Below are 24,759 nucleotides of genomic sequence, written 5' to 3'. Positions count from 1 at the left end.
TACTCCGACGCATCGAACACCTCCTCCTACGCCCCAGAAACCGCTGCCCCACCTGCAAAACCCCACTCCCGCAACGCCAACCACGCGCCGGCTAACGATCATGACCAAGCACTACTAGGCGGCGCTCTCGGCGGGCACGCGCCGGATGGCGATGTCGCCGCTGACCGTGCGCACCTCGACGCTCAGGTCGTGTGACTCCTGGCCGTCGCCACCGGCGGTCATGTCGAGGTCGTTGCTGGTGTGGCCGGAGACCGTGCCCAGGTCGAGCCACACGCCGGTGCCGCTGCGTACCCCCACCGCGACGTCGCCGCTCGCGGTGCGTACCTTGACCGCGCCGCGCCCGGCGGCGCCGATCCGCACGCGACCGGAGGCGGTGCGCGCCTCGACGCCCGTGCCGGCTGCGCCGATCTCGACGTTTCCGCTGGCCAGGCGGGTATCGACCGGGCCGCCGACGTGCTGGGCGGTCACGTTGCCGGCCGAGCCGCCGACGTGAAGCTCGCCGTCGACCCGGTCGGCGGTGACGTCGCCGCTGGCGATCTTCACCTTGGCGTCGCCGGTGACGTGCTCGGCGTACAGGTCGCCGGAGGAGCCGTCCGCGTCGAGCGAGCCGAACCGGCCACGGCAGGAGGCATCGGCCGAGGCGGTCTTCAACCGGAGGTGGCTGTCGAGTGGGACCCGGATCGTGACGAGCAGCGCGCCGGTGCGGCGGGCGAGCCAGCCACTGTCGGGCGCGACCACGCTCAGCTTGTCGCCGCGCAGATCGACGGTCGTGCGCTCGGCGGCTTCGCGGGCGGCGGGGTGGTCGTCGTAGGGCTGCACGTCGACCAGGGCGGTCTCGCGCTCCTCGGCGACGATCTCCAGCGCGCCGGTGGGCACGCGCACGACCACGGTGACCGGCGCGGGGCAGGGAAACTCGGGCATGACAGCTCCTGGGATGTCTTTCAGGCCCGGCCGAAGCCGGTGATCCGGCGGCCGGCGGGCCCTCGGGTGGGAGGGGTGGACGGGCCGCCCCGCGCGGCGACCTGCACGGCGCGGACCAGCCAGCTGTTGACGGAGACGCCCTCGGTCGCGGCGGCCTGCTCGACGGTGTCCTTCAGCGACTCGGGGAGACGCAGCGTGATCCGCGTGACGTCACCGGATGGCTCAGGTGGTGTCAGAGGTGGCGGCGGCGCGACATCAGTCTGTGTCACCACCAGATCGGCCTGGCCGCCGCGCAGCCGCACCTCGACGGTTGCCGCCGGCAGCTTGGCGGTGATCTCTTCGGCCGCCTCGGCGAGCACCTCCAGAAGGCACAGCCGCATCGACGCGTCGAGCGCCCCACTGAGCAGGTCGGCGGCGCGAGCCACGTCAGGCCCGCCAGGTGCGGCGGTGGCGGCGAGGTCTCGCCGCAGGTTTTCGAGGTACGGCGCCAGGTCCATGACGTCACTATGACACCACCATGGCGTCACGGCAAGCCGCGGTGCCAGTGATGTCAGAGGGGTGGACTAGGCTCCCGGGCATGCCGGAAGTAGTCCCGCCCCAGGTCAAACTCATCGCTTGGACGCACTTCGAGGCGCCTGACGACGTGCCGTGGTCCACCGACGCAGACGGGGGCCAGGCGCTCGCCGAGTTCGCCGGCCGTGCCTGCTACCAGTCGTGGAAGAAGCCCAACCCCGCCACCGCCACCAACCAGGGCTACCTCGCGCACATCCTCGAGGTGGGGCACCTGTCGGTGCTGGAGCACGGTTCGGTGACCTTCTACTTCACCGGGGTCTCCCGCTCGTTCACGCACGAGCTGATCCGGCACCGCCACTTCTCGTACTCGCAGCTCTCCCAGCGCTACGTGCCCGAGCGCGAGGCCGCGATGGTCGAGCCCGACGTGATCGCCGACGACCCCGAGCTGCACAAGCTCTTCGTCGAGGCGACCGAGGCGAGCCTGCGCGCCTACAACGACCTGCTCGCGGGGCTGGAGCGCAAGTTCGCCGACGTGGAAAACGCCACACTCCGGCGCAAGCAGGCGCGGCAGGCGGCACGCGCGGTGCTGCCCAACGCCACCGAGACGCGCATCGTCGTGACCGGCAACTACCGGGCCTGGCGGCACTTCATCACCATGCGCGCCACCGAGACCGCCGACGTCGAGATCCGTGAGCTGGCCGTCGAGTGCCTGCGGCAGTTGCAGCGGGTCGCGCCCAACATCTTCGCCGACTTCACCATCTCGTCGCTAGCCGACGGCACCGAGGTCGCGACCAGTCCGTACGCACAGGTGTCGTAGAGCCGTCGACGGGGCGTAACCCTTCGGCCGGTCAGCGCGGGTCCGCTAGGTTGTCAAGCATGACGCACGACCATCGACCCTTCGGGCGGCTGCTCACCGCGATGGTGAGCCCGTTCCGCGCCGACGGCTCGCTCGACGTTGAGGGAGCGGCCCGGCTCGCCACCTACCTGGTGGACGAGCAGGCCAATGACGCGCTGGTGATCAATGGCACCACCGGCGAGTCGCCTACCACCTCTGACGGAGAGAAAGAGCAGCTCATTCGGGCGGTGGTCGAGGCCGTTGGCGACCGGGCCAAGGTGGTCGCTGGCGTGGGCACCAACGACACGTCGCACACGATCGAGCTGGCCACCACGGCGGAGAAGGCCGGCGCGCACGGCCTGCTCGTGGTCACGCCCTACTACAACAAGCCGCCGCAGGCCGGTGTGCTCCGCCACTTCACCTCGGTGGCCGACGCGACCGGCCTGCCCGTGCTGGTCTACGACATCCCGCACCGCGCGGGCATCCCGATCGCGACGGAGACGATGGTCCGCCTCGCCGAGCATCCGCGGATCGTCGGCGTCAAGGACGCCAAGGGCGACCTCGTCGCCACCTCGTGGGTTACCAGCCGCACCGACCTGGCGTTCTACAGCGGCGACGACGCGGTCACGCTGCCGATGCTCGCGGTCGGCGGCGTCGGCCTGGTCGGCACGTCGACCCACCTCAGCGGCGCCCCCGCCCAGCAGATGATCCAGGCGTACGAGCGGGGCGACACCGCCACCGCGCTCGCGCTGCACCGCCGGCTGCTGCCGATCTTCACGGGCATCTTCCGCAGCCCTGGCACGATCCTGGTCAAGGCGGCGTTGGCGGCCAAGGGGCTGCCGTCCGGGCCGGTGCGCTCGCCGCTGGTGGAGGCGACCGAGGTGGAGATGGCGCAGCTGCGCGAAGACTGCGAGGCCGCGGGGCTTCCTCTATGACGGGGGCGCACTTGGAGATGGAGACACCGCCGCCGCTGCCCGAGGGCGGCCTGCGCGTCATCCCGCTGGGTGGCCTTGGCGCCATCGGCCGCAACATGACGGTTTTCGAATACGGCGGGAAGCTGCTCATCGTCGACTGCGGCGTGCTCTTCCCCGACGTCGAGCAGCCGGGCGTCGACCTGATCCTGCCGGACTTCACGCCGATCCTCGACCGGCTCGACGACGTGCAGGCGATCGTGCTCACCCACGGCCATGAAGACCACATCGGCGCCGTGCCGTACCTGCTCGCGCACAAGCCGGACATCCCGCTGGTCGGCTCGCAGTTCACGCTCGCGCTGGTCGAGGCGAAGCTGGCCGAGCGGCGGATCGAGCCGTACACGCTGACCGTGCGCGAAGGGCGGCGCGAGCCGCTTGGGCCGTTCGAGTGCGAGTTCTTCGCCGTCAACCACTCGATCCCGGACGCGCTCGCGGTGGCCATCCGTACGCCGGCCGGTCTGGTGCTGCACACCGGCGACTTCAAGATGGACCAGTTGCCGCTGGACGGGCGGATCACCGACCTGGCCGGGTTCGCGCGGCTCGGCGCGGAGGGCGTCGACCTGCTGCTCTCCGACTCGACCAACGCGGAGATCCCCGGCTTCGTCACCCCGGAGCGCGACATCGGGCCGGTGCTCGACTCGATCTTCGCGAAGGCGACCGGGCGGATCATCGTGGCCAGCTTCGCGTCGCACGTACATCGGGTGCAGCAGGTGCTCGACTCGGCGTACGAGTACGACCGGAAGGTGGCCTTCATCGGCCGCTCGATGGTGCGCAACATGGGCATCGCCCGCGACCTGGGCCTGCTGCGCATCCCTGGCGGGCTGGTGGTCGGGCTGGAGGAGGCCACCTCGCTTCCGCCGGACCGGATCGTGCTGATGTCGACCGGGTCGCAGGGCGAGCCGATGAGCGCGCTGGGCCGCATGGCGGTCGGCGACCACCGGCATATCACGGTCGCGCCGGGCGACACGGTGGTGCTGGCCAGCTCGCTGGTGCCGGGCAACGAGACCTCTGTCTACCGGGTGATCAACCAGCTCTCCCGGGCCGGCGCCACGGTGATCCACAAAGACGTGGCGAAGGTGCACGTCTCCGGCCACTCGCCCGCCGGCGAGCTGCTCTACCTGCTCAACGTCGTGCGGCCGAGCAACCTCATGCCCGTACACGGGGAGTGGCGCCACCTGCGCGCGCACGCCCGGCTGGGCATCGAGTCCGGCGTACCGGTCGACCGGGTCGTGCTCTGCGAAGACGGCGACGTGGTCGACCTCGTCGACGGGCGGGCGCGGTTGGTGGGACACGTCAAGAGCCGCTACGTGTACGTCGACGGGCTCGCCGTGGGCGACGTGGGCGAGTCACTCCTCACCGAGCGGCGCATCCTCGGCGACGGCGGCTTCATCGCCGCGACCGTGGTGGTCGACTCGGTCACGGGCAAGGTGGTGGGCGGTCCGACGGTCTCGGCGAAGGGCTTCTCCGAGGATCCGGGGGCGTTCAACGCGGTGATCCCGTTGATCACGGAGGCGCTCGACCGGGCGGCGCTCGAAGGCGTCACCGATCCACACCAGCTCCAGCAGATCGTGCGGCGTACTGTCGGCCGCTGGGTCAACGAGGCCTACCGCCGGCGCCCCATGATCGTTCCCACCGTGGTCGAGGTCTAGCCATTTCGCATCCTGCGGTATAGCAGATTGCGCCAGCCCCGTACACGATGATCCGGCGTGCGGCCATCGATGTCCGTTGTCCTGGTGGGCGCAAGTGCGCCATTCGCGAACTCTCGTATCTGCACGTCGTCACGGCTTTATGGTGCAGACGATCTTCGCGACGGTCGACAGACCTCGTCAGCTATCTATCGTAAACAGATGGTGTCGTCGTTGTTCGTCGAGCTTGGGCATATGTGAGTTTGGGCAGGTCAGGAGGGCTTTCGCAGGCACGGTCGGAAACGTCACGGACGCGTAACGCCCAAGCGGTGCATTGCGACCCATGTGGCGGGTGTAAAGTCCTGCATCGTGTCGTGCGGCGGTACCTCAATCTGCCATGTGGCAGATTTGTATCGCGTGACGGGTGGTGTCATGTCTACCGGTGAACCACCTGCGGTGGCGCGTCGCCGCGTTCGACTCGCCTTGCGAGCCGCGCGCGAGGCGGCGGGGTTCACCCAGGGATTCGTGGCCGAAGAGCTGGACTGGTCGATCAGCAAGGTCAACCGCATCGAAAAGGGCGACGTGACCGTGTCGCGCACCGACCTGCTGGCGCTGCTGGAGCTGCTCGGCGTCACCGATCAGGAGCTGGTCGACGACCTCGTGCTAGCCGCGCGCACCTCGCGGCAGCGGGGCTGGTGGGACGACCCGCACTACCGCGAGCACCTCACGCCGGCGATGCTCCAGATGCTCCAGTTCGAGAGCGAAGCGAGCGCGGTGCGCTACTTCCATCCGACCCTGGTGCCGGGCATTCTCCAGACTCCGGCGTACGCGCGCTTCATCATGGACTTCTGGCGCAGCGACATGCGCGAGGAGGATCGTCAGGCGCGTTACGAGGTGCGGCAGCGGCGCCGCGAGCAGGCACTCGGAAAGCCTGACTCGCCCGACTATTTCTTCATTCTCGACGAGTCGGTGCTGTACCGGGAGCTCGGCGGGGCGCAGGTCATGGCCGATCAGTTGCACCAGCTGCTGCGATACATGAATGACCCGCATGTGCATATCCGCGTGGCGACATTCGCCGAGGTCGCGCCGATCGCGCTGCTCGGGCCGTTCGCCATTTTCGACCTTGGCGACGAGGAAAACGCGGTCCTGTACTGGGAGAGCATTTTTGCCGACGAGATCGTGAGTTCGCCGGCGATTGCCCACCGGCACCGTGAGTATTTTGAGAACATGTGGTCCAAGACGCTCGATGAGCAGGCGACAGGGCGCCTGCTCGAATCAAAGGCTGCGGCTTTGATCGCGTCGTTGGATCGGAAGTGAAGGGAAGGGGGACGTGGTGATTTCCTCAAGGCGAGGAAAGAAATGGAAGGAGCAACGTGGCAACAAACGAAGTTCTCTCGGGATGGCGGAAAAGCCAGCGCTGTGAGTCCTCGACGTGCGTAGAGGTGGCCGAGGCGGCGGGCGGGATGGCCATGCGGGACTCCGCGCACCCGGACGGTCCGGTGCTGCACTTTTCGCGATCCGGCTGGCAGGGGTTCGTCCTCGGGCTGCGCGACGGTGAGTTCGACCGCGGCTGAGAGCTGAGGAGGGGCGTGCCGGCCGAGTCGGCACGCCCGACAATCAACAACTCGCTTTTCCGCACAAAGGCGCGCAAAAGTCACCTTCATTCACTAGGCTCTCCGTCTTTTGGTCTCGTATCGTAATCGTAGGGACTACGGAGGGTGGTTGCGGTGATGGCAGACACCGAGCGCCTTGACTGGCAGAAGAGCGGACAATGCGATTCCAGCACCTGCGTCGAGATTGCCCGCCGCGGTGATCGTGTGGTCCTGCGCGACGGCAAGGATCCCGACGGGCCGTGGCTCGTATTCAGCGTTCGCGAGTGGAGTGCCTTCCTGGCCTGGACCAGGCAGTGCGCCAGGTGAGCGGTTCACTACTTTCCCGGGTTTCTCTGTGAGATCAGCCACCGCAACCGCATTCATCCGCGTCTAGCTCTCGGGCCGTACACCGATTTGCCGGTTCAGTACGGCTATGTGGGAGGTGTTGCGGATGGACCGCAGGCGGGCGTTGACGATCGGCCTTGTGGTGGCCACGGCTGGAGCCGCGGCGGCGGTGACGATTCCGGCGGTGGCGACCACGAGAGGGCCTGCCCCTGGCGGTCCGGAGCCCGAGCTGCTCTCGGCGCTTCAGCGCGACCTCGGCATCAGCGAGGACCAGGCGAAGATCCGGCTGCGCAGCGAGCGCGCCGCCAGTCGTACCATCGCCGAGCTGAAGCGCGAGGCGGCGGCGGCCTGGGGCGGCGCGTGGCTGAACGCGGAGACCAGCAGCCTCACGGTGGCGGTGACCGATCCCGCGCTGGCCGACCGGGTGCGGGCGGCAGGCGCCGAGGTCAAGGTCGTAAGCCGGAGCGCGGCGGACCTCGACACGGCGAAGCGCTCGCTCGACCGGAACGCGGACGCGGCGACGCCCAACCTGCCCGGTTGGTATGTGGACGTGGCCGACAACACCGTCGTCGTGCTCGCCCAGGAGGGCGGCGAGGAGGTGGCCCGCGAGTTCGCGGCGGAGGCGGGCGTGCCGGCCCAGAGCGTGCGCGTGGTCTCCACGGACGAGGCGCCCACGACCTTCTTCGACGTGCGCGGCGGCGACCCGTACTTCATCAACAGCGCCGCGCGCTGCTCGATCGGCTTCTCGGTGGTGGGCGGCTTCGTGACCGCCGGCCACTGTGGACAGGTCGGCGCCCCGACGACGGGCTTCAACCAGGAGGCGCAGGGGACGTTCACGGCGTCGTCGTTCCCGGGCGACGACTGGGGCGTGGTCGAGGTGAACGGCGACTGGACGCCACGGCCGGTCGTGAACGACTTCAACGGCGGCGAGGTCACCGTCGCGGGCGCGGAGGAGGCGCCGGTCGGCGCGTCGATCTGCCGCTCCGGCTCCACGACCGGTACGCGCTGTGGCGTGGTCCAGGCGAAGAACGCGACGGTCAACTACCCCGAGGGCACCGTGACCGGCCTGACCCGGACCGACGTCTGTGCCGAGCCGGGCGACTCGGGCGGCTCGTGGATGTCAGGTGACCAGGCGCAGGGCGTGACCTCCGGCGGCTCGGGCAACTGCACGGTGGGCGGTACCACGTTCTTCCAGCCGCTGGCCGAGATCCTCCAGGTCAACCAGCTCACGCTCGTCACCTCGAACGGCGAGGTGCCCCCGCCGCCGGCCACCGGTACCCCGCCCACGACCGCCCCGCCCGCGCCCGAGCCCCCGGCGAGCAGCGCGTGCGCCGACGAGGAGGTCGCGGTGGCCGGCGCGCTGAGCCGCACCGGCGCCCGCCAGGCCCAGCCCAACGGCCGCTTCTTCCGGGCCGCCGGCGGCACGCACACCGCCTGCCTCGACGGGCCCGATGGCGCCGACTTCGACCTGGTGCTCCAGCGCTTCAACGGCCGTTCGTGGCAGACGGTCGCCCGGGGCACCGGCTCGGGCTCGGACGAGACGCTGACCTTCGACGGCAACGCGGGCGTGTACCGCTACCGGATCGCGTCCGCCGCCGGCTCCGGCGAGTACACGCTGGGGTTCAGCCTCCGGTGACGTGAGCGCGCCGCCCTCCGCCTCGTCGGGGGCGGCGCGACCGGAGTTTCCGGAAGGCGCCGCGGGCACATCCGGTACTGCCAGCCGGGGTCCGCGGCACACCGCGGCCGGGCGCCACCTCCTCGCCCCCAGCCGCGGTGCGAGAAAGGCCCGTTGTACCGCCTCTCGGGCCGGCGGTGGGCGGGCGGGCCGGATGCCGGCGTCCAGGTACGGGCGCCGGCATCCAGTCTGTCCGGAGCCGTCCTGGGCGGCGGGGCGCCAGCGCCGCCGCAACGCCGCCGCCCAGGAGCGGGACGGCGCCGCGGCCGGCGCACGGGCTTACGGGAGGGTCGCCACCTCGTCGGAGAACTGGGCGCTCGTGACGATCGCGGCGTGCAGCAGCACCGCGAGCTGAGGCGCCGCCACGCCGTGCTCCAGGTCGGTGGTGATGTCGCCGGCGAGGATGAGGTCGCCCTGCCCGGTGTCGTGCACGTACGCCTTCGGGAGCAGCTTGTCGTGGTTCCAGGCGTTGCAGAAGGCGTACGCCTCCATCAGGCGGTCGGCCGGGAGGCGGCGCTGGGCGACCACGCGTACGTGCAGGATCTCGCCCTGCTCGCCCATCCGGTCGAAGGTCAGCATGCCCTTGCCCCACTGGCCGCCGACGGTGCCGTCCTCGTCGACGTAGTACCGGTCGCCGCGGTCGTCCAGGGCGGCGGTGATGCCCTGCACGCTCAGCGGCGCCACGACCTCGTCACGGCCCTCGGGGGGTAGACCGGGCTCGGCCATGTACGACGGGGTGGGCTGGTCCGGCGGCAGCTCCAGGCTCTCCAAAATCGGCTCGGCGGACATCCACAGGCTTATGCGGCGGGACTGGTGGTCGGTGCCGTTGCGGGCGTCGAACTGGGCGGCGATCTCCCGGGCCTGGGCGGCCAGGTCGGCGCCGAGCTGGGGGAGCGTGAGGTCGGCCTCGGCCCGGTTTTCGGACGCCGGCCGGTGGACGACCCGCTCGGTGGACGCGGCGAGCCGGCACACGAGCGCGCCCGCGGCGGCGAACTCCATCGCGGAGGCGTCGTCGTACGGGCGGTCGAGCCAGCTCAGGTGCTCGGCGAGGATGTCCACGGCCCGGTCGGTGTTGCCGGTGAGCACGCAGAACCGCAGGTGCTCGGGGAGGAACGGGAACGCGTCGCGCTCGTGGCGGTGGCGGCGGTACGCCCGCACGTGCGCCTTCGCCGCCTCCTCGTAGCGGCCCAGCTTGAGGTACGGCAGGAGCACCGCGACCAGCGCCTTCTCCGGCTGCTCGGCGCAGCCCAGCACGCCGCTGAGCACCGGCTCGACGATGCGTACGGCCTCGTCCCACTCACCCCAGCCGGCGAGCAGCTCGGCCTGGCGGGACGGGTCGCAGCCGGCGCAGTCGCTGTTTTCGTCGCGCTCGGCGGTGCGCCACAGGTCGAACCACTTGCGCGCCTCCGGCTCGTCGCCGATGTGGTCGGCGATCTTGCAGCGCAGGTTGTAGATCGTCTGCATGCTGTGGCCGCCGGCCCGGAAGCGCCGCTCCATGTCGTCGAGCGCCGACCGGGTCTGCGCCAGCCCCACGCGCGGCGTGCTGCGCAGCGTGGCGACCGCCCACTTGTGGTACCAGCGCAGCTGCTCGCCGTCCCACTCCTCGAACATCGAGGGGTCACGGTCGTACGCCGCCAGGCACCAGCCGAACGCGGGCAGCATGCGCCACCGCTCGGTGTGGTTGTTGTACGCGTCGATCAGGTCGATCCGCGCGTCGTAGCCGAGGCGGACGTCGCCCGCAGCGTCGGCGTGGGCCGCGATCCGCTCCAGCTCGGCGATCTTCCCATCGCCGTCGGGCATGTCGCGGGCCTCTTCGAGGGCTTCCTGCAACTCGTGCGCGGTGCTCATGACTTCTCCGGATCAGAAGAGGGAAGTGATGACGGAATGTCGGTGAAGGCCCGGTCCAGTAGCGCGAGGAACGACCGGTTGAGCGCGGCCGTGTCCACCGCCCGCAGCGGGTGGTGCCCGGCGAGCAGCGCCTGGCCGTACAGCGCCTCGACGGCGTGCCGCACGGCCGGTCCCGGGGGGTACGACGTGATTTTGCGGATGAGCGGATGGCGCCAGTTGAAGACCAGCTCCGGCCGGTGCTCGACGGTCACGTCGTTGAACGCCGAGAGCACGTCCGACCACAGCTCGTCGACCGCCTCGATGCTGCGCCGCACGGTGTCCTGCGTGCGCGCCTTCTGGCTCATCACGTACAGGGCGGGCATGGTCACCGGGTCGAACTGGCGGATCAGCGGCACGCAGTCGAGCTCGCGCAACACCGCCCGCGCGGTCTCCAGGAACGGCGCGACAAGCTCCTCCTGGGCCGGCGGCAGCGGATCCAGCCGCGCGGCCAGCTCGCCCGGGTCGAGGCGGCGTACCCGCGCCTCCGGGTCCACTCTCGACAGTCGTTCGAGGATCTCGGTGTCGTACGCGTACCCGGCGTTGACCACCGGCGTACCGGCTGCGCTGGCGATGGCGGCCAGCGAGCGGAACTCGTCGACCGTCTCGACGTACCGGATCATCGACAGCCCGCGGCGGAAGACCCGCAGCGGCATCGTGCCCCGGCTGGTCTCGAACGGCAGCCACGCGTCGACCAGGCGGAGCATCTCGTCGTCGCGTACGGCGAGCGCCTTGACGCCCAGGTGGTGCACGCGCAGGAACGCGGAGAGCCGGTCCGGGTCGTTGACCGAGAGGTCGAGCAGCCAGGTGCGGATCTGCTCGCCGAGCCCCGCGCGTACGGCGGAGAGGAGGTCGTCCTCGTAGAGCGCCTCGCGGCTCGCGGTCGGCCGCAGCATGCTCGTGTCGACCACGCACCGCACGAAGAACGCCCACTCCGGCACCAGCTTGGAGGCGTCTTCGCTCAGCAGCATGCGCTTGAGGTAGACCCGGTGCCCGCCCTGCCCGACCTGGGCCGGCGAGGCGAGCACGAAGCCCACGCCGCGCAGCCCCGCCTCGGGCACGCTGAGGTCGATGACCTCCATGGGCCGGCTGCCGAGCAGTTGGGCGCCGTAGTCGAGGAGCGCCGCGCGGCGTACCTCCGGATCGTCGTAGCTGATCTCCCACGGAGCCTGCGGCTCGGTGATCCGCTCGCCCCCGACGGTGACCTCGACGTCGAGCAGGTGGGCGTACGACATCGCCAGCCCGCGCACGGTCGACGGGGTGAGCCAGTGCTCGGCGCCGGCCCGCGGGCGGAGCGTGACGGTCGTCCCCACCTCGGCGGCCTCGGCGGCACCGGTGGTGTAGCGGCCGTCGGAGTAGCCGGTCCAGCTCACCGCGTCGCCGCCCTTGGCCGACCGGGAGACCACCTCGATCGCGTCCGCGACCATGAAGCAGGACAGCAGCCCGATGCCGAACTGGCCCAGGTAGTCCTGCCGGGCGAAGCCCAGGTCGTCACGCTTGGAGGTGCGCCCGACACTGGCCAGGAACTTGTGCACCTCCTCCTCGGTGAGGCCGATGCCGTTGTCGGTCACCCGCAGCGCGCCATCGGGCAGCGGCTCGATCACCACGCGGCCCGCGGGGGCGTCGGGATCCGCGGCGCGCCGCGCGGTGATCGCGTCGGTGCCGTTCTGTAGCAGCTCGCGTACGAAGACCCGCGGGCTCGCGTACAGGTGGTGGCTGAGCAGGTCGACCACCCCGCGGAGGTCGACCTGGAAACGGTGCTCGGTCCCCGTCATTTGAGTCCTGCCGCCGCCTCAGCAAGCTGGCAACCGGTCGAGATGCCGCAGCCGATGAGCTGGTCGAGCTGGGCGTGCGAGACACCGCGCTCGAGATCGGTGGTGACCTCGCCGAAGACGCGGGCGCTGCCGTCGTCGTTGACGTGGACGAACGCCTTCGGCCACAGGCGGTCGTGATTCCACTCGTTGCAGAACGAGTAGAGCCGCGGCACGTCGTCGACAGTGAACTCGGTCGCGGCGAGCGTGCGCACCTGGAGCATCTCGCCCTGCGCGCCGCGGCGGAAGAACCAGATGAGGTTGTCGTCCCACATCCCGCCGATGTCGCCGTCGTCGTCGGTGCCGAAGTTGTAGCCGCGAGCGCTGAGGACCTGCGCGATCAGCTCGTTGGTGAGCGGCGCGAGTGTCTGCACCTCGCCGTCGGATGGCATGCGAGAAAAGTCCCTTCGGATGTGGCTGCCGTGTGTTTTTCGGCGACGCCGCCCCGGCGCGTAGCGATCTCACTACACGGCGAGTAGCGCCCGGGCTTGAGTCCCGGGGGCACGATACGACGGCGGCGCCAACCGTGGGGTCGAGGGCCCGCGCTCGGCCAAGACACGCCGCCGAAGGCCCCGGGTCCGCCAGAGCGTGCGGCTACCGTGTGATCCTAGGGCTTATGGCTGGCCGCACCACCCAGGCGAGTCGGCGGCGCGGTGCGTCCACCGCGCGCGCCGCGAGCAGCCGCGCCCGCCAGACCTCTCGGACCCGTCGGCGCACCGCCACGTCCAGCCCGGCCGTCGTGGTTGGCCGGGGCGTCCGCGCGGTGTGGATGGGGCTCGCGCACAGCGTCGGTTGGGTCGTCCGCGGCGTGGGCCGCCAGGCCGCCACGGCGCGTGACCTCGACCCCGAGCACCGGCGGGACGGCGGCGGACTGCTGCTGCTGGGGCTCGCGATCCTCACCGGCGTCGCGGTGTGGTTCTCCGGCGCCGGGCCGGTCGGCGAGCGCGTGGCCGACACCGTACGCCTCTTCCTCGGCGCGATCGCCGCCGCGCTGCCCCTGCTGCTGCTCGTCGCCGCGATCCGGCTGATGCGCGAGCCGAGCGACCCGGAGCACCGCGGGCGGAGCGTGGTCGGCTGGACGGCGCTGATCGCCTCCGCCGCCGGCCTGCTCCACCTCGCCCAGGACCCGATCGACAACGCCCAGCGCGACTACGCGGGCGGGCTGATCGGCGCCGGCATCGGCGGGCTGCTGGAGCGGGCGGTGACCGAGTGGGTCGCGTTCCCGCTGCTCGTGCTCCTGATGCTCTTCGGCCTCCTGGTGATCACGGCTACGCCGATCAACAAGGTGCCGGAGCGGCTGGGCCTGCTCGTCGGCTCGCTGCTCGGCCGCCCCGATCCGCAGCCCGACGCCCCAGACGACGACGAGGACGACGAGGAGCAACCCCCACCGGCACGCCGCCGGTCGTCGTCGTCGCGTCGCCGCCAGGGCGCGATGGCGGAAGGCGCCAGCGAGCCGGACGAGGAGGAGATCGTCCACGACACGGTGCTCCTGCCTCGCAAGCCGCCGGCGGCCGTACCGGCCGCGCGGAAGGTCACCGAGCCGCCCGAGCACTCGCCGCCACCGACCCGGGCCGAGCAGCTGGCCATCACCGGCATGGCCGGCGACTACAAGCTGCCCCCGCCCAACCTGCTCAAGCAGGGCACCGCGGCGAAGAGCCGGAGCAAGGCGAACGACGAGGTGATCGCCGCGCTCCAGGGCGTGTTCGAGCAGTTCGACGTCGACGCGGCGGTCACCGGCTTCACCCGGGGGCCCACGGTCACCCGGTACGAGGTGGAGCTGGGCCACGGCGTCAAGGTCGAGCGGATCACGCAGCTTTCGCGCAACATCGCGTACGCGGTCAAGTCGCCCGATGTGCGGATTCTCAGCCCGATCCCGGGCAAGAGCGCGGTGGGCGTGGAGATCCCCAACTCCGACCGCGAGGACGTGGCGCTCGGCGACGTGCTCCGCTCGCGTACCGCCACGAGCGACCACCATCCGATGCTGGTGGCGCTCGGCAAGGACATCGAGGGCGGCTACGTGGTGGCCAACCTCGCGAAGATGCCGCACATCCTGATCGCGGGCGCGACCGGCGCGGGCAAGTCGTCCTGCCTCAACTCGCTGCTCGTCTCGATCCTGAGCCGGGCCACGCCCGACGAGGTGCGGCTGGTTCTGATCGACCCGAAGCGAGTGGAGATGAGCGCGTACGAGGGGATCCCACACCTCGTCACGCCGATCATCACCAACCCGAAGAAGGCCGCCGACTCACTCGACTGGGTCGTCCGCGAGATGGACATGCGGTACGACGACCTGGCCGCGGCGGGCGTGCGCCACATCGACGACTACAACCGCAAGGTGCGAGACGGGCAGATCAAGCCGCCGCCGGGCAGCGAGCGGGAGATCCGCCCGTACCCGTATCTGCTGGTCATCGTCGACGAGCTGGCCGACCTCATGATGGTGGCCCCGCGCGACGTCGAAGACTCGGTGGTGCGGATCACGCAGCTGGCCCGGGCCGCCGGCATCCACCTCGTACTGGCCACGCAGCGCCCCTCGGTCGACGTGGTCACCGGCCTGATCAAGGCCAACGTGCCGTCCCGGCTCGCGTTCGCCACCTCCTCGCTGGCCGACTCGCGGGTCATCCTCGACCAGCCCGGCGCGGAGAAGCTGATCGGCCGAGGCGACGGGCTCTTCCTGCCCATGGGCGCCTCGAAGCCGATCCGCATCCAGGGCGCGTGGGTCAGCGAGTCCGAGATCAACGACATGGTCAAGCACTGCAAGAACCAGCGCGAGCCGGAGTTCCGGCCGGACGTGCTGACGCCGGTGCAAGACCCGAAGAAGAAGATCGACGAGGAGATCGGCGACGACCTCGACCTGCTGGTGCAGGCGATCGAGCTGGTGGTCACGTCGCAGTTCGGCTCGACGTCGATGCTCCAGCGCAAGCTGCGGGTCGGCTTCGCCAAGGCGGGCCGGCTCATGGACCTGATGGAGACCCGGGGCATCGTCGGCCCCTCCGAGGGCTCCAAGGCCCGCGACGTGCTCGTCAAGCCCGACGAGCTGGAGGAAGCGCTGGCCCAGCTCCGCCCCGAGTAGTTCTATGGTCAACGAGTGGATGACGTAGAGGCGCTCTACGAGGCGGCGAGCGAGTGGCGGTCGGCGATCAGCTCGGCGGCGTCGTCCGGGGTGAGCGGGATGGAGAGCAGGTTGCCCTGCCCCCACGCGCACCCTAGGTCCATCAGCACCGCCCGCTGCTCCTCGGTCTCCACGCCCTCGGCGATCACACCGAGCCGCAGGGAGTCGGCGATCGCGAGTACGGCCCGCACGATGCCCCGGTCGGTGTCGCTCACCGCCACCCCGCCGACGAACGAACGGTCCACTTTGAGCAGATCGATCGGAAACCACTTGAGGTAGTTGAGGCTGGAGTACGACGTGCCGAAGTCGTCGAGCGCGAAGTGCAGCCCGGCCGAGCGGAGCACCGCGGCGCTCTCGGTGACGTCATCGCGCAGGTACGAGTGCTCGGTCACCTCCAGGCACACGTCGCCGGGGTCCACTCCGGAGCGTTGCACGATGTCGAGCAGCTCGCGGGCGAGGTGTGGCTGCTGGAGCTGTACGGGCGAGAGGTTGACGTTGACCCGGATCCGCTTGCCCGTTCGCCCGCTCCACCGGGCCAGCTCGCGGCAGGACTGCTCGAGCACCCAGTGTCCGATGGGGACGATCGCGCCGGTCTCCTCGGCGAGCGGGATGAAGACATCGGGCGGCACCGGGCCGCGCTGCGGATGGGTCCACCGCAGCAGCGCCTCGAACGCCACCACCTGCCGGCTGCCCAGGTCGCAGATCGGCTGGTAGCGCACGGCGAACTGGTCGCCCTCCAGCGCGCCGAGCAGGTCGGAGCGGAGGCCCAGCCGGTCGAGCGAGCGGTGCGAGGCGGCGTCGTCGAACACCTCGATCAGGCCGAGCCCGCGGTCCTTGGCGGCGTACATCGCGGCGTCGGCGTCGCGCAGCATCGCGCTGGCCGTGGTGCGCCGTCGCACGCCGAGCACGCCGCCGACGCTCGCCGAGATGCGTACCGGCTCCTCGTGCAGCTGGAACGTGTCGTCGAGCGCGCGGGCCACGCGCCGCCCGATCTGCGCGACGTCGGAGAGGTCGCCCACGCCGTCGAGCACCACCACGAACTCGTCCCCGCCGAACCGCCCCAGCAGGTCGCCCGGGCGCAGGCAGTGGCGCAGCCGGGCGGCCACCTGCTTGAGGAGGTCGTCGCCGGCCTCGTGGCCGAGCCGGTCGTTGACCGCCTTGAACCGGTCGAGGTCGCAGAAGAGCAGCCCCACGTGGCCCGCGCCCTCGTGGTCGGCGAGCGCCTCGGTGAGCCGCTGCGCGACCAGCGTGCGGTTGGCCAGGCCGGTGAGCGGGTCGTGCGTGGCGCGCAGGCGCAGCTCGTCTTCCAGCCGCTTTCGGTCGTCGATCACGCGGGAGGAGAGCACGACCGTGCCCGCGGGCGAGGGGGCCGGGCGCAGCGCGCTCTCCACCCAGGTCCAGTGGCCGGAGCCGGTGCGCAGCCGGTACTCCACCTTGTCGCCCGAGGCGGCGCCGCGCAGCGCGGACTCCAGCCGCTCGCGGTCGTCGGGGTGGACGAGGTCGGTGACCCGCCGCCCCACCAGCCGCTCGGGCTCGCGGGCCAACTCGCGCCCGTGCGAGGGGGAGGCGTAGGCGAACCGCCCGTCGGCGCCCACCATCGCCACCAGGTCGCTGATCGAGTCGGTGATGAGCCGCAGCGACGCCTCGCTCTGCCCCAGCGCCCGGTACAGCTCCGCGTTGCTGATCGCGGCGGCGACGTAGTTGGCGAAGACGGCGAGGATCTCGACCGCGTCGCCGGTCAGCGGGCGGGGGAGCGCGCGGGCGACGTACAGCAGGGCGCACGGCTCGCCGTCGCGCATCACGGGCACGCCGATCAGTCGCCGGTCGCCCTCGACCAGCACGTACGGCTCGCCGCGCCAGGCCGCCTCCCACCCCGGGAGCTGGTCGGCCGGGTCGAGCGTGGCGTCGGTGCCGCTGTGCGCGCGGCGTACCGCCCGGCCGTCGTGGACCGTCACGACCCACGCGTCGTCGGCGCCGGTCAGCTCGCGGAGCAGGGCGGCGGCCTCGTCGAGCAGGGGCCCCAGGTCGAGGTGGCGGGCCAGCCGGTGGCCGGACTGGGCGAGGCGGGCCATGACGGCGCTCTGCTCGCGCTCGTGCAGCGCCAACCGCAGCCGGTGCGTCACCGAGGCGAGCACCTGGAGGTCGAGCTGGTTGAACGCCTCCCCGCTGCGCCGGCACAGCAGCAGCACGTCGCCCGGCTCGGCGTCGAGGTCGAGCGGTATCCACACGGCCGAGCGCGTGCCGAGGGCGGCCAGGGGCGCGGGCATCCCCTCCTCGTCGCCGATGCTGGTGGCGAGGCCGCCAGCGCCGTCGAGCGCGGCGATCCCGGCGGCGGCGAACTGCGCGGCCGACCCGCGGGGCAGCTCCCAGCCCGCGCGGTGTGCCGGGTCGTCCTCGGGCAGGCCGCAGGAGTTTCGCACCACCATCCGCCGTGACGCCACGTGGGCGAGCAGCGTGATGTCGGCGGAGAACACGTCGGAGAGGACGAGCAGCATCCGGTCGGTCAGCTCCTCCGGCGAGGAGGGCTGGCCGACGGCCGCGAGCAGCCGGATCAGGCGTGTGGTGTCCCGGTAGGCGTCCCGGACGGCGCTCGCCGCCTCGTCCAGCCGCCGCCGCAGCGCAACGACCTGCTCATCCGTCACAACGCCCCCCGATGCGCCCACACCACGCCGCCCGAGACCGAACCACTACCGCCATGCCCGAAACCCCGACTGTCTCCTGGTCCGCGCGCTCGCTCGCGCGGCGCTGAAGGCGACGTCTTCCCTCGCGGCCCCGAAAGACCACCCCACGAAAACGCTCCGCTGCGCTCCGCGTTTACGCGGGGACCCCGGACCCCGACTTCGTCGGCGGGGCCGCTCGGTCCAGACGCCGCCGCGCCAGCTCGCTCGCTCACTGTGTCTCCTGGTTCGCTCGCTCGCGCGGCGCTGTAGGCGACGTCTTCCCTCGCGCCCCCGAAACCCCGACTTCGTCGGCGGGGCCGCTCGGTCCAGACGCCGCCGCGCCAGCTCGCTCGCTCACAGGGCGATCGCCGCCACGGTGGCGTTGTGGTAGCCGGCGACGCTGCTCGTGCGGGCGAACTCGCCGTATGTGAAGAAGCCGAACGTCGGTACCCCGGACGCCGCGGCGTGGAGGCGGCTGGCCTCCTCGCCGCCCCGGTCGCGCAGGATGTCGAGGCGGGCGACGCAGCTGTAGACCAGCAGCACGCCCGGGTCGCGCCCGGCCACCGCGTCGGCCGCGATGCCGTCGGCGACGCCGAGCAGGTCGTCGGGCTCGCAGGCCATGATCTGCACCGCGGAGTACGGCGGGAGCGGCGCGAACGTGTTGACCCGCCCCTTGTCGTCGAGGTAGGCGCCGCGGATGAGCTGCGTGCCGTCCGGCTCGATCAGCCCCAGCGCGTGCGTGCGCGGCCAGCCGTCGACCGGCGCGTAGCGCAGTGCCTGCTCCACCTCGCCGCTGGGGAAGTACTCCCGGAAGACGTCGAGCGCCGGCCGCCCGCCGATCTCGTGCACCACCGTGCCCTCGACCCGCGTGACCAGCAGCGGCAGGCTCACCGGCCGCCAGCCCTGCGCCACCATGACGTCGAGCTGGTGTGGCGAGTCGATCCACACCGCCACCGCGGCGTCGGCCAGCACCTCGCCGTCGTGGAAGACGAACGTCTCCTCCAGCCTGCGGTCGTCGCCCGCCGCGCCGCCGGCCACCGGCACCGAGGCACCGGCGACCCGGTGCACGCCGCTCAACAGCGTCTGCTGGTGGCCGGCGAGCCCGTCGGAGAGCAGCAGGATCGCGGCGTGGCCCAGCCCCTCCGACCCGCCCTCCCCGGCGGCGCGGCGGGCGGCGTCGCGGGAGGCCCGCGCGATCTCCCGTCCGGCGGTGAACGCGTCGGCGCGCAGCCCGGTCGTCGAGGACACACCGAAGCGGTACGGCCCCGGGCCGAGCACCAGCACCACCACGCCCTCGCCCGGCTGGGTCAGCACGCCGTCGTGGAAGTGACCGCTCGACGTGGCCCCCACGAGGGGTGCCTCGCCGGTCACGCCGCGGACGCCGGCGAGCAGGTCGGCGAGGTGGTAGCGGACGGAGGAGTACACCATCACGAGCGTGGGGGAAGCGCCGCCGAGCTGGCCGACGGCGGCCGACGCGGCGGCGTGGCCAGCCTCTCGGGAGTCGGCCAGGCCGCTCGCGCCGATGCCCGTGAGCAGGCGCGATGTGGCCACAGCCGGCGCGGACCCTTGGTCACGCTGGGTAAACACGACGTATCTTCGCACACTTAGTGGCCATTGTGGGGGCCCGATCCGATCGCTCAGATACGTTCGATGATCACCAATGGGATGTCGCGCACGGTGCCTGCCTGGTAGCCGTCGTAGTCGGGCCAGAGGGCGGTCATGATCTTCCACAGGCGGGGCTTCTCGTCGCCGGTCGCGGTGCGGGCGCGGCCGGGGAAGCTCTCCTCGAAGACCTGCACGCGCACCTGGGGGTCGGCCGAGAGGTTCCGAAACCAGATCGGATGCTCGTCGCGGCCGCCCGCCGAGGCGATGACGAGGTAGCGGTCGCCGTCGCGCCCGTAGATCAGCGGGGTGCGCCGGGCCCGCCCGAGCCCGTGGTCACAGGTGGTGAGCAGGAGCGTGGGCGCGCCGTGCCAGAGGTGGCCGTCCTGCCCGCCGGTACGCAGGTAGCGGCTCAGGTGCTCTTCCTGCCAGGTGCCGGCGGGCGGGTCAAGCGGGCTGTCTAGATCGATTGTCGTCACTCGATGGATGCTAGCCGCCGGCGTTCTCCGCCAGATAACGGTCGAGCATCGCGTTGCGGAAGACCCCGTCCGGGTCGTGGCGGCGGGCGAGCGCGGCGGCGTCGCGCAACCGCGGGTACCGCTCGGCGACCACCTCCGGCGCCACCTCGAAGACCTTGCCCCAGTGCGGGCGCGCGCCGAAGGGGGCCAGTCGCTCCTCGATCGCCCCGAGCACCGGCGTCACCGCCGCGGCGTCCTTGACCCAGGTGAAGTGGACGGCGACGCTGTCCCGCCCGTACGCCGGGCTGAGCCACTGCCGGTCGGCCGCGATGGTGCGGATCTCGCAGATCTGGAGTACCGGGGCGATCCGGTCACGCACCGTGTCGAGCGCCTCCAGCGCGGCGGCCGCGTCCTCGCGCGCCACGAAGTACTCCGACTGCAACTCCTCGCCACTGCTCGGCGTGAACTCCAGCCGGAAGTGCGGCAGCCGCGCGTGCCACGGCCCGGGGACCCCGAGCTGCTCGGTGCAGTTCTCCACCGGCATCCCGGGTATGGGGTGGCGCGGCCCGTCCGCCCGTACCGCGCCAAGCCACTCGGTCGGCGGCGGCAGCGGCTCGTCGGTCCGGCGCTTGACCCAGACGCTGCGCACGGTCGGGCCGGTCCAGTCGGTGAACGCGCTGACGCTGTACGCCACCGCCATCACCTCGGTGAAGTGGTCGCGGAGCGTGTCGAACGGGAGCGCGTCGTACACGTACTGCTCGACCTCGAAGGTGGGCTGGAGTTCGAGCGTGAGCCGGGTCGCGACGCCGAACGCGCCCAGCCCCACCACCGCCGCGTCGAAGCGCTCTTCGCCCCGCGCCAGCGTGACCAGCTCGCCGCCGGCGGTCACCAGCTCCAGCGAGGTCACCGCGGTCGCCAGCCCGCCGTTGCGCACGCCCGAGCCGTGCGTGCCGGTCGCGCACGCGCCGGCCACCGAGAGGTGCGGCAGCGAGCCGAGGTTGTGCAGCGCGTACCCCTGGTCGTGCAGGTACTGCGCCAGCTCCCCGTAGCGCAGCCCCGCCGAGACGGTGACCGTGCTGGTGGTGGTGTCGATGTCCATCACGGGCGGCAGGCCGGCGACGGTGACCAGGTCGCCGGGGGAGTCGGCGACCCGGCTGAACGAGTGGCCGGTGCCGAGCGCGTGGATCCGCCGCGCGCCCGCGACGAGCGACCGGAGTTCGGCGACGGTCGAGGGGCGGTGCAGGCGCCCCGCGGTGAAGGTCACGTTGCCGGCCCAGTTGCTGATGCGCTCGTCCAGGTCCTGATCTCGCATGGGCGGTATCGTCTCGCACTTCCGGTACGGACGCCTCAGGTGCCTCCGCCCCGCGGACCGGTACCCTCGGGTGGTGTCTCCCTCTTCCGCCGGATCCCGTCGTGTCGCGCTGCTGACGTTGGGCTGTGCCCGTAACGAGGTCGACTCGGAGGAGCTGGCCGGCCGGTTGCACGCCGAGGGCTGGGAGGTCACCACCGACGGTGAGCGGGCCGACGTGGTGCTGGTCAACACGTGCGGCTTCGTCGACAAGGCCAAGCAGGACTCGATCCAGACGCTGATGGCCGCCTCCGACACCGGTGCCAAGGTGGTCGCGGCGGGGTGCATGGCCGAGCGATACGGCCGTGAGCTGGCCGACAGCCTGCCCGAGGCGCACGCGGTGCTCGGCTTCGACGACTACCCGGAGATCGCCGCCCGGCTCGACGCGGTGGTCGCCGGCGAGCGGCTGTCCGCGCACACGCCGCGTGACCGCCGCGAGCTGCTGCCGCTCACTCCGGTCGCCCGGCGCGAGAGCGACGTCGTCGTCCCGGGCCACCTGCCCAAGCACCTGCGCCGGCGCCGCCTCCAGGAAGGCCCGGTCGCCTCGCTCAAGCTGGCCAGCGGTTGCGACCGACGCTGCGCGTTCTGCGCGATCCCCGCGTTCCGCGGCGCCTTCGTCTCGCGTACGCCGGACGACCTGCTCGCCGAGGCCGAGTGGCTGGCCAAGACCGGTGTGCGCGAGCTGGTGCTGGTGAGTGAAAACTCCACGTCGTACGGCAAGGATCTGGGCGACCCCCGCCTGCTGGAGAAGCTGCTGCCGCAGCTCGCCGCGGTCGACGGGATCGTGCGCGTGCGGGCCAGCTATCTCCAGCCGGCCGAGACCCGTCCCGGGCTGGTCGAGGTGATCGCCACCACACCGGGCGTCGCCGCCTACTTCGACCTCTCGTTCCAGCACTCCAGCGAGCCGGTGCTGCGGCGGATGCGGCGGTTCGGCTCGACCGAGCGCTTCCTGGAGCTGCTGGAGTCGGTGCGGGCACTGGCGCCGGAGGCGGGCGCGCGGAGCAACTTCATCGTCGGCTTCCCCGGCGAGACCAGGTCCGATGTAGACGAGCTGGTGCGCTTCCTCACCGACGCCCGGCTCGACGCGATCGGGGTTTTCGACTACAGCGACGAAGACGGCACCGAGGCCGCCACGATGACCGGCAAGGTCAGCCGGGCGACCATCAAGCGGCGCTACGACAAGCTGCTCGCGCTCACCGAGGAGCTGTGCGCCCAGCGCGCCGCCGACCGGCTCGGTGCTGAGGTCGAGGTGCTGGTCGACACGGTCGACGACGGCGTGGTCGAGGGGCGGGCGGCACACCAGGCGCCCGAGGTCGACGGGTCGGTCACGCTGGTCGCCGGTGAGGCCGGGGTCGACCTGGCCGCGCTCTGCCCCGGCGACCTGGTCCGGGCCACCGTCACCGCGACCGAGGGCGTCGACCTCGTGGCCGTGCCCAACGAGATGATCTCCGCGGCGGCGCGGGTGTCACCATGACAGACCCCGCGGTACAGGCGGCGGCGCCGATGCCCCCGTCGGTGCCCCTCGTCAACGCGGCCAATGTGATCACCGCGCTCCGGCTGGTCATGGTGCCGGCGTTCGCGCTGATGGTCGTGGCCTCCGGCATGACCGGGAGCGACTGGCGGATCGCCGCGTGCCTCACGTTCGGGATCGCCTCGTTCACCGACTTCGTCGACGGCTGGATCGCCCGGCGCTACGGGCTGGTCACCGCGTTCGGCAAGGTCGCCGACCCGATCGCCGACAAGGCGCTCACCGGCGCCGCCCTCCTGCTCCTGTCCTGGTACGACCGGCTGCCCTGGTGGGTGACGGTGGTGATCCTGGTGCGCGAGGTGGGCGTGACGCTCCTGCGGTTCTGGGTGATCAGGTACGGCGTGATCGCGGCCAGCCGGGGCGGCAAGATCAAGACGACGCTCCAGATCCTGGCCATCGGCTGGTACCTGTGGCCACTTCCCGATCCGCTCGCCGACATCGGCCCCTGGATCATGGCGGCCGCGGTCGCGGTGACCGTCGCCACCGGCCTCGACTACGCGCTCCGGGCGCTCCGGATGCGCGCGGCGGCCCGTGGTTGATCCACTGTCGCCGGGCGGGGTCCCCTCCGTGGCGGGCGGGGTGGTGCACACCCTCGTCGAGCGGAAGGAGACGCTCGCCACCGTCGAGTCGCTGACCGGCGGGCTGGTCGCCGCCACGATCGTCGAGGTGGCCGGGGCGAGCGCGGTCTTCCGCGGCGGCCTCGTGGTGTACGCCACCGACCTGAAGGCGTCGCTCGCCGGTGTCACCCCGGCACTGCTCGACGAGCGTGGCCCGGTCGACCCGGACGTCGCGCTCGCGCTGGCGGAGGGCGGGCGGGCCGGCTGCGGTGCCGACTGGGGGCTCTCCACTACGGGCGTAGCCGGCCCCGAGCCGCAGGGCGGCAAGCCGGTCGGCCTCGTGTACGTGGCGGTCGCCGGCCCCACCGGTTCAGCCGTGCGCGAACTCCGGCTGGATGGGGGACGCCAGGTGATCCGCGCGGAGAGCGTGACCCAGGCGCTCCGGCTGCTGGCGGAGCACCTGTAAGGAATCTTTTGTCGGGTTCTCCTGTTGGTCCGGGACAGGCCCGGCCGGCAAACGTCCCACGAGTGGGAAGCTGTCGCGGGGCCTGGAAGCAGGTAACGTTGGGGCAGCGTTTCCAGGGGAGGTGCGATGATCCTGCTACGCCGTGTGATCGGTGACGCCCTTCGTGCACGCCGGCAGGGGCAGCACCGCACCCTGCGCGAAGTCTCCACCGCCGCCAATGTGAGCCTCGGCTACCTCTCGGAGATCGAGCGGGGTCAGAAGGAGGCTTCCAGCGAGCTGCTCGCGTCGATCTGCGAGGCGCTCGGCGCCCACCTCTCCGAGCTGTTGCGCGAGGTGAGCGACGAGATGGCGCTGGCCGAGCAGATGGACCACGTGCTCGTGCCGGCCCAGGGCGGTCGCGACGGCCACGACACTCCGCCGGCGGCCGCGCCGGCCGGGGCTCCCGCGCCCAATCCGGCCCCGGTGCCGGTCAAGGCGGGCGCGCCGGAGGAGGCCGCGAGCCAGGCCGAGGCCACTGTGCACCGCATGGCCAGGCCGGGCAAGGTCGCCGGTGGCAAGATCACCGATGGCGCGGTGTCGGTCTCGATCCGCCAGGACACGCCGCTCACCGCCGTCCTGCGCACCACGCGCACCGTGCGTCCCGCCCCGCGCGACCGCGATGTAGTCTGCGTCGCCTGACCCGCGTAGGGTTGATTCCGCGGGGCGGCATCCACCCAGGCGCGGAAAGCACATACCCGGATATCCCCCTGAGGTCGCATGACGGGTTGGCGCCGGGCTGGGAGTATGGAGCTCTGCCGGACCGTGGGGGCGTGTGCTGCCCGCACGGTGGCGGCCTGACCGGAGTGCTGACACTGAGGGGATA

The 24,759-nt window shown here is 71.6% G+C and carries 20 protein-coding genes and 2 pseudogenes; 13 read left to right on the top strand and 9 right to left on the bottom strand.

All coding sequences use genetic code 11. The annotated features are described in order from the left end of the window. Positions 1-114: 114 nt before the first annotated feature. A complete protein-coding gene (locus ACFFIA_RS16040) occupies positions 115-921 on the bottom strand; it encodes a DUF4097 family beta strand repeat-containing protein (RefSeq protein WP_377251653.1) in 807 nt (268 codons plus the stop codon). 20 nt (positions 922-941) lie between these two features. Next, positions 942-1,418 (bottom strand): YlcI/YnfO family protein, encoded by a 477-nt coding sequence (locus ACFFIA_RS16035; protein ID WP_377251651.1) that lies wholly within the window; start codon positions 1,416-1,418, stop codon positions 942-944. 80 nt (positions 1,419-1,498) lie between these two features. Here ACFFIA_RS16035 and thyX point away from each other — a divergent pair, with 80 nt between their 5' ends. The 7 genes from thyX (at position 1,499) to ACFFIA_RS16000 (ending at position 8,438) form a co-directional block, all read left to right on the top strand. Then, the gene (gene thyX, locus ACFFIA_RS16030; RefSeq protein ID WP_377251649.1) at positions 1,499-2,251 is read left to right on the top strand and encodes an FAD-dependent thymidylate synthase; all 753 of its coding nucleotides are present in this window, start codon (positions 1,499-1,501) and stop codon (positions 2,249-2,251) included. A 59-nt stretch (positions 2,252-2,310) separates the two neighbouring features. Continuing rightward, positions 2,311-3,204: a 4-hydroxy-tetrahydrodipicolinate synthase gene (dapA, locus tag ACFFIA_RS16025; protein WP_377251647.1), complete on the top strand. Its 894-nt coding sequence runs from the start codon at positions 2,311-2,313 to the stop codon at positions 3,202-3,204. After that, the gene (locus ACFFIA_RS16020; RefSeq protein WP_377251645.1) at positions 3,201-4,889 is read left to right on the top strand and encodes a ribonuclease J; all 1,689 of its coding nucleotides are present in this window, start codon (positions 3,201-3,203) and stop codon (positions 4,887-4,889) included. The genes dapA and ACFFIA_RS16020 overlap by 4 nt, the downstream gene beginning before the upstream one ends. A 408-nt stretch (positions 4,890-5,297) precedes the next feature. Beyond that, a complete protein-coding gene (locus ACFFIA_RS16015) occupies positions 5,298-6,182 on the top strand; it encodes a DUF5753 domain-containing protein (protein WP_377251643.1) in 885 nt (294 codons plus the stop codon). A gap of 56 nt (positions 6,183-6,238) precedes the next feature. After that, positions 6,239-6,439 carry a DUF397 domain-containing protein gene (locus ACFFIA_RS16010; RefSeq protein ID WP_377251641.1) on the top strand — a complete coding sequence of 67 codons (201 nt, stop codon included), beginning with the start codon at positions 6,239-6,241 and terminating at the stop codon, positions 6,437-6,439. 156 nt (positions 6,440-6,595) lie between these two features. After that, positions 6,596-6,784: a DUF397 domain-containing protein gene (locus ACFFIA_RS16005; protein ID WP_377251639.1), complete on the top strand. Its 189-nt coding sequence runs from the start codon at positions 6,596-6,598 to the stop codon at positions 6,782-6,784. A gap of 124 nt (positions 6,785-6,908) precedes the next feature. Next, complete coding sequence (locus ACFFIA_RS16000) at positions 6,909-8,438, top strand: S1 family peptidase (protein WP_377251637.1); 1,530 nt, start codon at positions 6,909-6,911, stop codon at positions 8,436-8,438. 318 nt (positions 8,439-8,756) lie between these two features. Here the strand turns inward: ACFFIA_RS16000 and ACFFIA_RS15995 are convergent, their stop codons facing one another. From ACFFIA_RS15995 to ACFFIA_RS15985, 3 genes are read right to left on the bottom strand one after another with little or no spacing between them, the layout of a single operon-like run. Then, on the bottom strand, positions 8,757-10,325 hold the full coding sequence (locus tag ACFFIA_RS15995; RefSeq protein WP_377251635.1) for a type III secretion system chaperone family protein: 1,569 nt from the start codon (positions 10,323-10,325) through the stop codon (positions 8,757-8,759). Then, on the bottom strand, positions 10,322-12,136 hold the full coding sequence (locus ACFFIA_RS15990) for an HSP90 family protein (RefSeq protein WP_377251633.1): 1,815 nt from the start codon (positions 12,134-12,136) through the stop codon (positions 10,322-10,324). The genes ACFFIA_RS15995 and ACFFIA_RS15990 overlap by 4 nt, the downstream gene beginning before the upstream one ends. Then, positions 12,133-12,564: a type III secretion system chaperone family protein gene (locus ACFFIA_RS15985; RefSeq protein WP_377251631.1), complete on the bottom strand. Its 432-nt coding sequence runs from the start codon at positions 12,562-12,564 to the stop codon at positions 12,133-12,135. The genes ACFFIA_RS15990 and ACFFIA_RS15985 overlap by 4 nt, the downstream gene beginning before the upstream one ends. Between ACFFIA_RS15985 and ACFFIA_RS15980 the strand changes: the two are divergent. Beyond that, a pseudogene (locus tag ACFFIA_RS15980) lies at positions 12,558-13,415 on the top strand (DNA translocase FtsK 4TM domain-containing protein); the annotation flags it as partial. The gene ACFFIA_RS15985 and the pseudogene ACFFIA_RS15980 overlap by 7 nt on opposite strands. Positions 13,416-13,652: 237 nt before the next feature. Beyond that, a pseudogene (locus tag ACFFIA_RS15975) lies at positions 13,653-15,239 on the top strand (DNA translocase FtsK); the annotation flags it as partial. 35 nt (positions 15,240-15,274) lie between these two features. On the opposite strand, the gene ACFFIA_RS15970 reads toward ACFFIA_RS15975, so the two are convergent. The 4 genes from ACFFIA_RS15970 to ACFFIA_RS15955 form a co-directional block, all read right to left on the bottom strand. Further along, complete coding sequence (locus ACFFIA_RS15970) at positions 15,275-17,920, bottom strand: putative bifunctional diguanylate cyclase/phosphodiesterase (RefSeq protein WP_377251629.1); 2,646 nt, start codon at positions 17,918-17,920, stop codon at positions 15,275-15,277. A gap of 372 nt (positions 17,921-18,292) precedes the next feature. Further along, entirely contained in the window at positions 18,293-19,489 is a 1,197-nt protein-coding gene (locus ACFFIA_RS15965) for an FIST signal transduction protein (protein ID WP_377251627.1), read from the bottom strand. 86 nt (positions 19,490-19,575) lie between these two features. Then, on the bottom strand, positions 19,576-20,019 hold the full coding sequence (locus ACFFIA_RS15960) for a nitroreductase family deazaflavin-dependent oxidoreductase (RefSeq protein ID WP_377251625.1): 444 nt from the start codon (positions 20,017-20,019) through the stop codon (positions 19,576-19,578). Positions 20,020-20,029: 10 nt separating this feature from the next. Then, entirely contained in the window at positions 20,030-21,310 is a 1,281-nt protein-coding gene (locus ACFFIA_RS15955; RefSeq protein WP_377251623.1) for a D-arabinono-1,4-lactone oxidase, read from the bottom strand. Positions 21,311-21,383: 73 nt separating this feature from the next. Between ACFFIA_RS15955 and rimO the strand changes: the two genes are divergently transcribed. The 4 genes from rimO to ACFFIA_RS15935 all read left to right on the top strand — a co-directional run bounded on the left by rimO (position 21,384) and on the right by ACFFIA_RS15935 (position 24,575). Beyond that, positions 21,384-22,820 carry a 30S ribosomal protein S12 methylthiotransferase RimO gene (gene rimO / locus ACFFIA_RS15950; protein WP_377251621.1) on the top strand — a complete coding sequence of 479 codons (1,437 nt, stop codon included), beginning with the start codon at positions 21,384-21,386 and terminating at the stop codon, positions 22,818-22,820. Continuing rightward, positions 22,817-23,413 (top strand): CDP-diacylglycerol--glycerol-3-phosphate 3-phosphatidyltransferase, encoded by a 597-nt coding sequence (gene pgsA / locus ACFFIA_RS15945; RefSeq protein WP_377251619.1) that lies wholly within the window; start codon positions 22,817-22,819, stop codon positions 23,411-23,413. Before rimO ends, pgsA begins: the two co-directional genes overlap by 4 nt. Then, positions 23,406-23,897 carry a CinA family protein gene (locus ACFFIA_RS15940; protein WP_377251617.1) on the top strand — a complete coding sequence of 164 codons (492 nt, stop codon included), beginning with the start codon at positions 23,406-23,408 and terminating at the stop codon, positions 23,895-23,897. The genes pgsA and ACFFIA_RS15940 overlap by 8 nt, the downstream gene beginning before the upstream one ends. Before the next feature lie 126 nt (positions 23,898-24,023). Then, a complete protein-coding gene (locus ACFFIA_RS15935) occupies positions 24,024-24,575 on the top strand; it encodes a helix-turn-helix domain-containing protein (RefSeq protein WP_377251615.1) in 552 nt (183 codons plus the stop codon). The last annotated feature ends 184 nt before the right edge of the window (positions 24,576-24,759 follow it).

The sequence above is a fragment of the Phytohabitans kaempferiae genome (assembly GCF_042433955.1).
GTDB classification, from domain to species: Bacteria; Actinomycetota; Actinomycetes; order Mycobacteriales; family Micromonosporaceae; genus Phytohabitans; species Phytohabitans kaempferiae.
The sequence above is the reverse complement of the archived record's forward strand: the minus strand, read 5'-3'. Positions and strand labels throughout refer to the sequence as shown.

Bases quoted from the DNA above. Each gene is read 5' to 3' on its own strand.
- ACFFIA_RS16015 (WP_377251643.1), top strand. From the start codon at position 5,298: ATGTCTACCGGTGAACCACCTGCGGTGGCGCGTCGCCGCGTTCGACTC.
- ACFFIA_RS16040 (WP_377251653.1), bottom strand. From the start codon at position 921: ATGCCCGAGTTTCCCTGCCCCGCGCCGGTCACCGTGGTCGTGCGCGTG.
- ACFFIA_RS15935 (WP_377251615.1), top strand. From the start codon at position 24,024: ATGATCCTGCTACGCCGTGTGATCGGTGACGCCCTTCGTGCACGCCGG.
- ACFFIA_RS15995 (WP_377251635.1), bottom strand. From the start codon at position 10,325: ATGAGCACCGCGCACGAGTTGCAGGAAGCCCTCGAAGAGGCCCGCGAC.
- thyX (WP_377251649.1), top strand. From the start codon at position 1,499: ATGCCGGAAGTAGTCCCGCCCCAGGTCAAACTCATCGCTTGGACGCAC.
- ACFFIA_RS16035 (WP_377251651.1), bottom strand. From the start codon at position 1,418: ATGGACCTGGCGCCGTACCTCGAAAACCTGCGGCGAGACCTCGCCGCC.
- ACFFIA_RS15985 (WP_377251631.1), bottom strand. From the start codon at position 12,564: ATGCCATCCGACGGCGAGGTGCAGACACTCGCGCCGCTCACCAACGAG.
- ACFFIA_RS15990 (WP_377251633.1), bottom strand. From the start codon at position 12,136: ATGACGGGGACCGAGCACCGTTTCCAGGTCGACCTCCGCGGGGTGGTC.
- ACFFIA_RS16000 (WP_377251637.1), top strand. From the start codon at position 6,909: ATGGACCGCAGGCGGGCGTTGACGATCGGCCTTGTGGTGGCCACGGCT.
- ACFFIA_RS15955 (WP_377251623.1), bottom strand. From the start codon at position 21,310: ATGCGAGATCAGGACCTGGACGAGCGCATCAGCAACTGGGCCGGCAAC.
- ACFFIA_RS16020 (WP_377251645.1), top strand. From the start codon at position 3,201: ATGACGGGGGCGCACTTGGAGATGGAGACACCGCCGCCGCTGCCCGAG.
- dapA (WP_377251647.1), top strand. From the start codon at position 2,311: ATGACGCACGACCATCGACCCTTCGGGCGGCTGCTCACCGCGATGGTG.
- ACFFIA_RS16005 (WP_377251639.1), top strand. From the start codon at position 6,596: ATGGCAGACACCGAGCGCCTTGACTGGCAGAAGAGCGGACAATGCGAT.
- pgsA (WP_377251619.1), top strand. From the start codon at position 22,817: ATGACAGACCCCGCGGTACAGGCGGCGGCGCCGATGCCCCCGTCGGTG.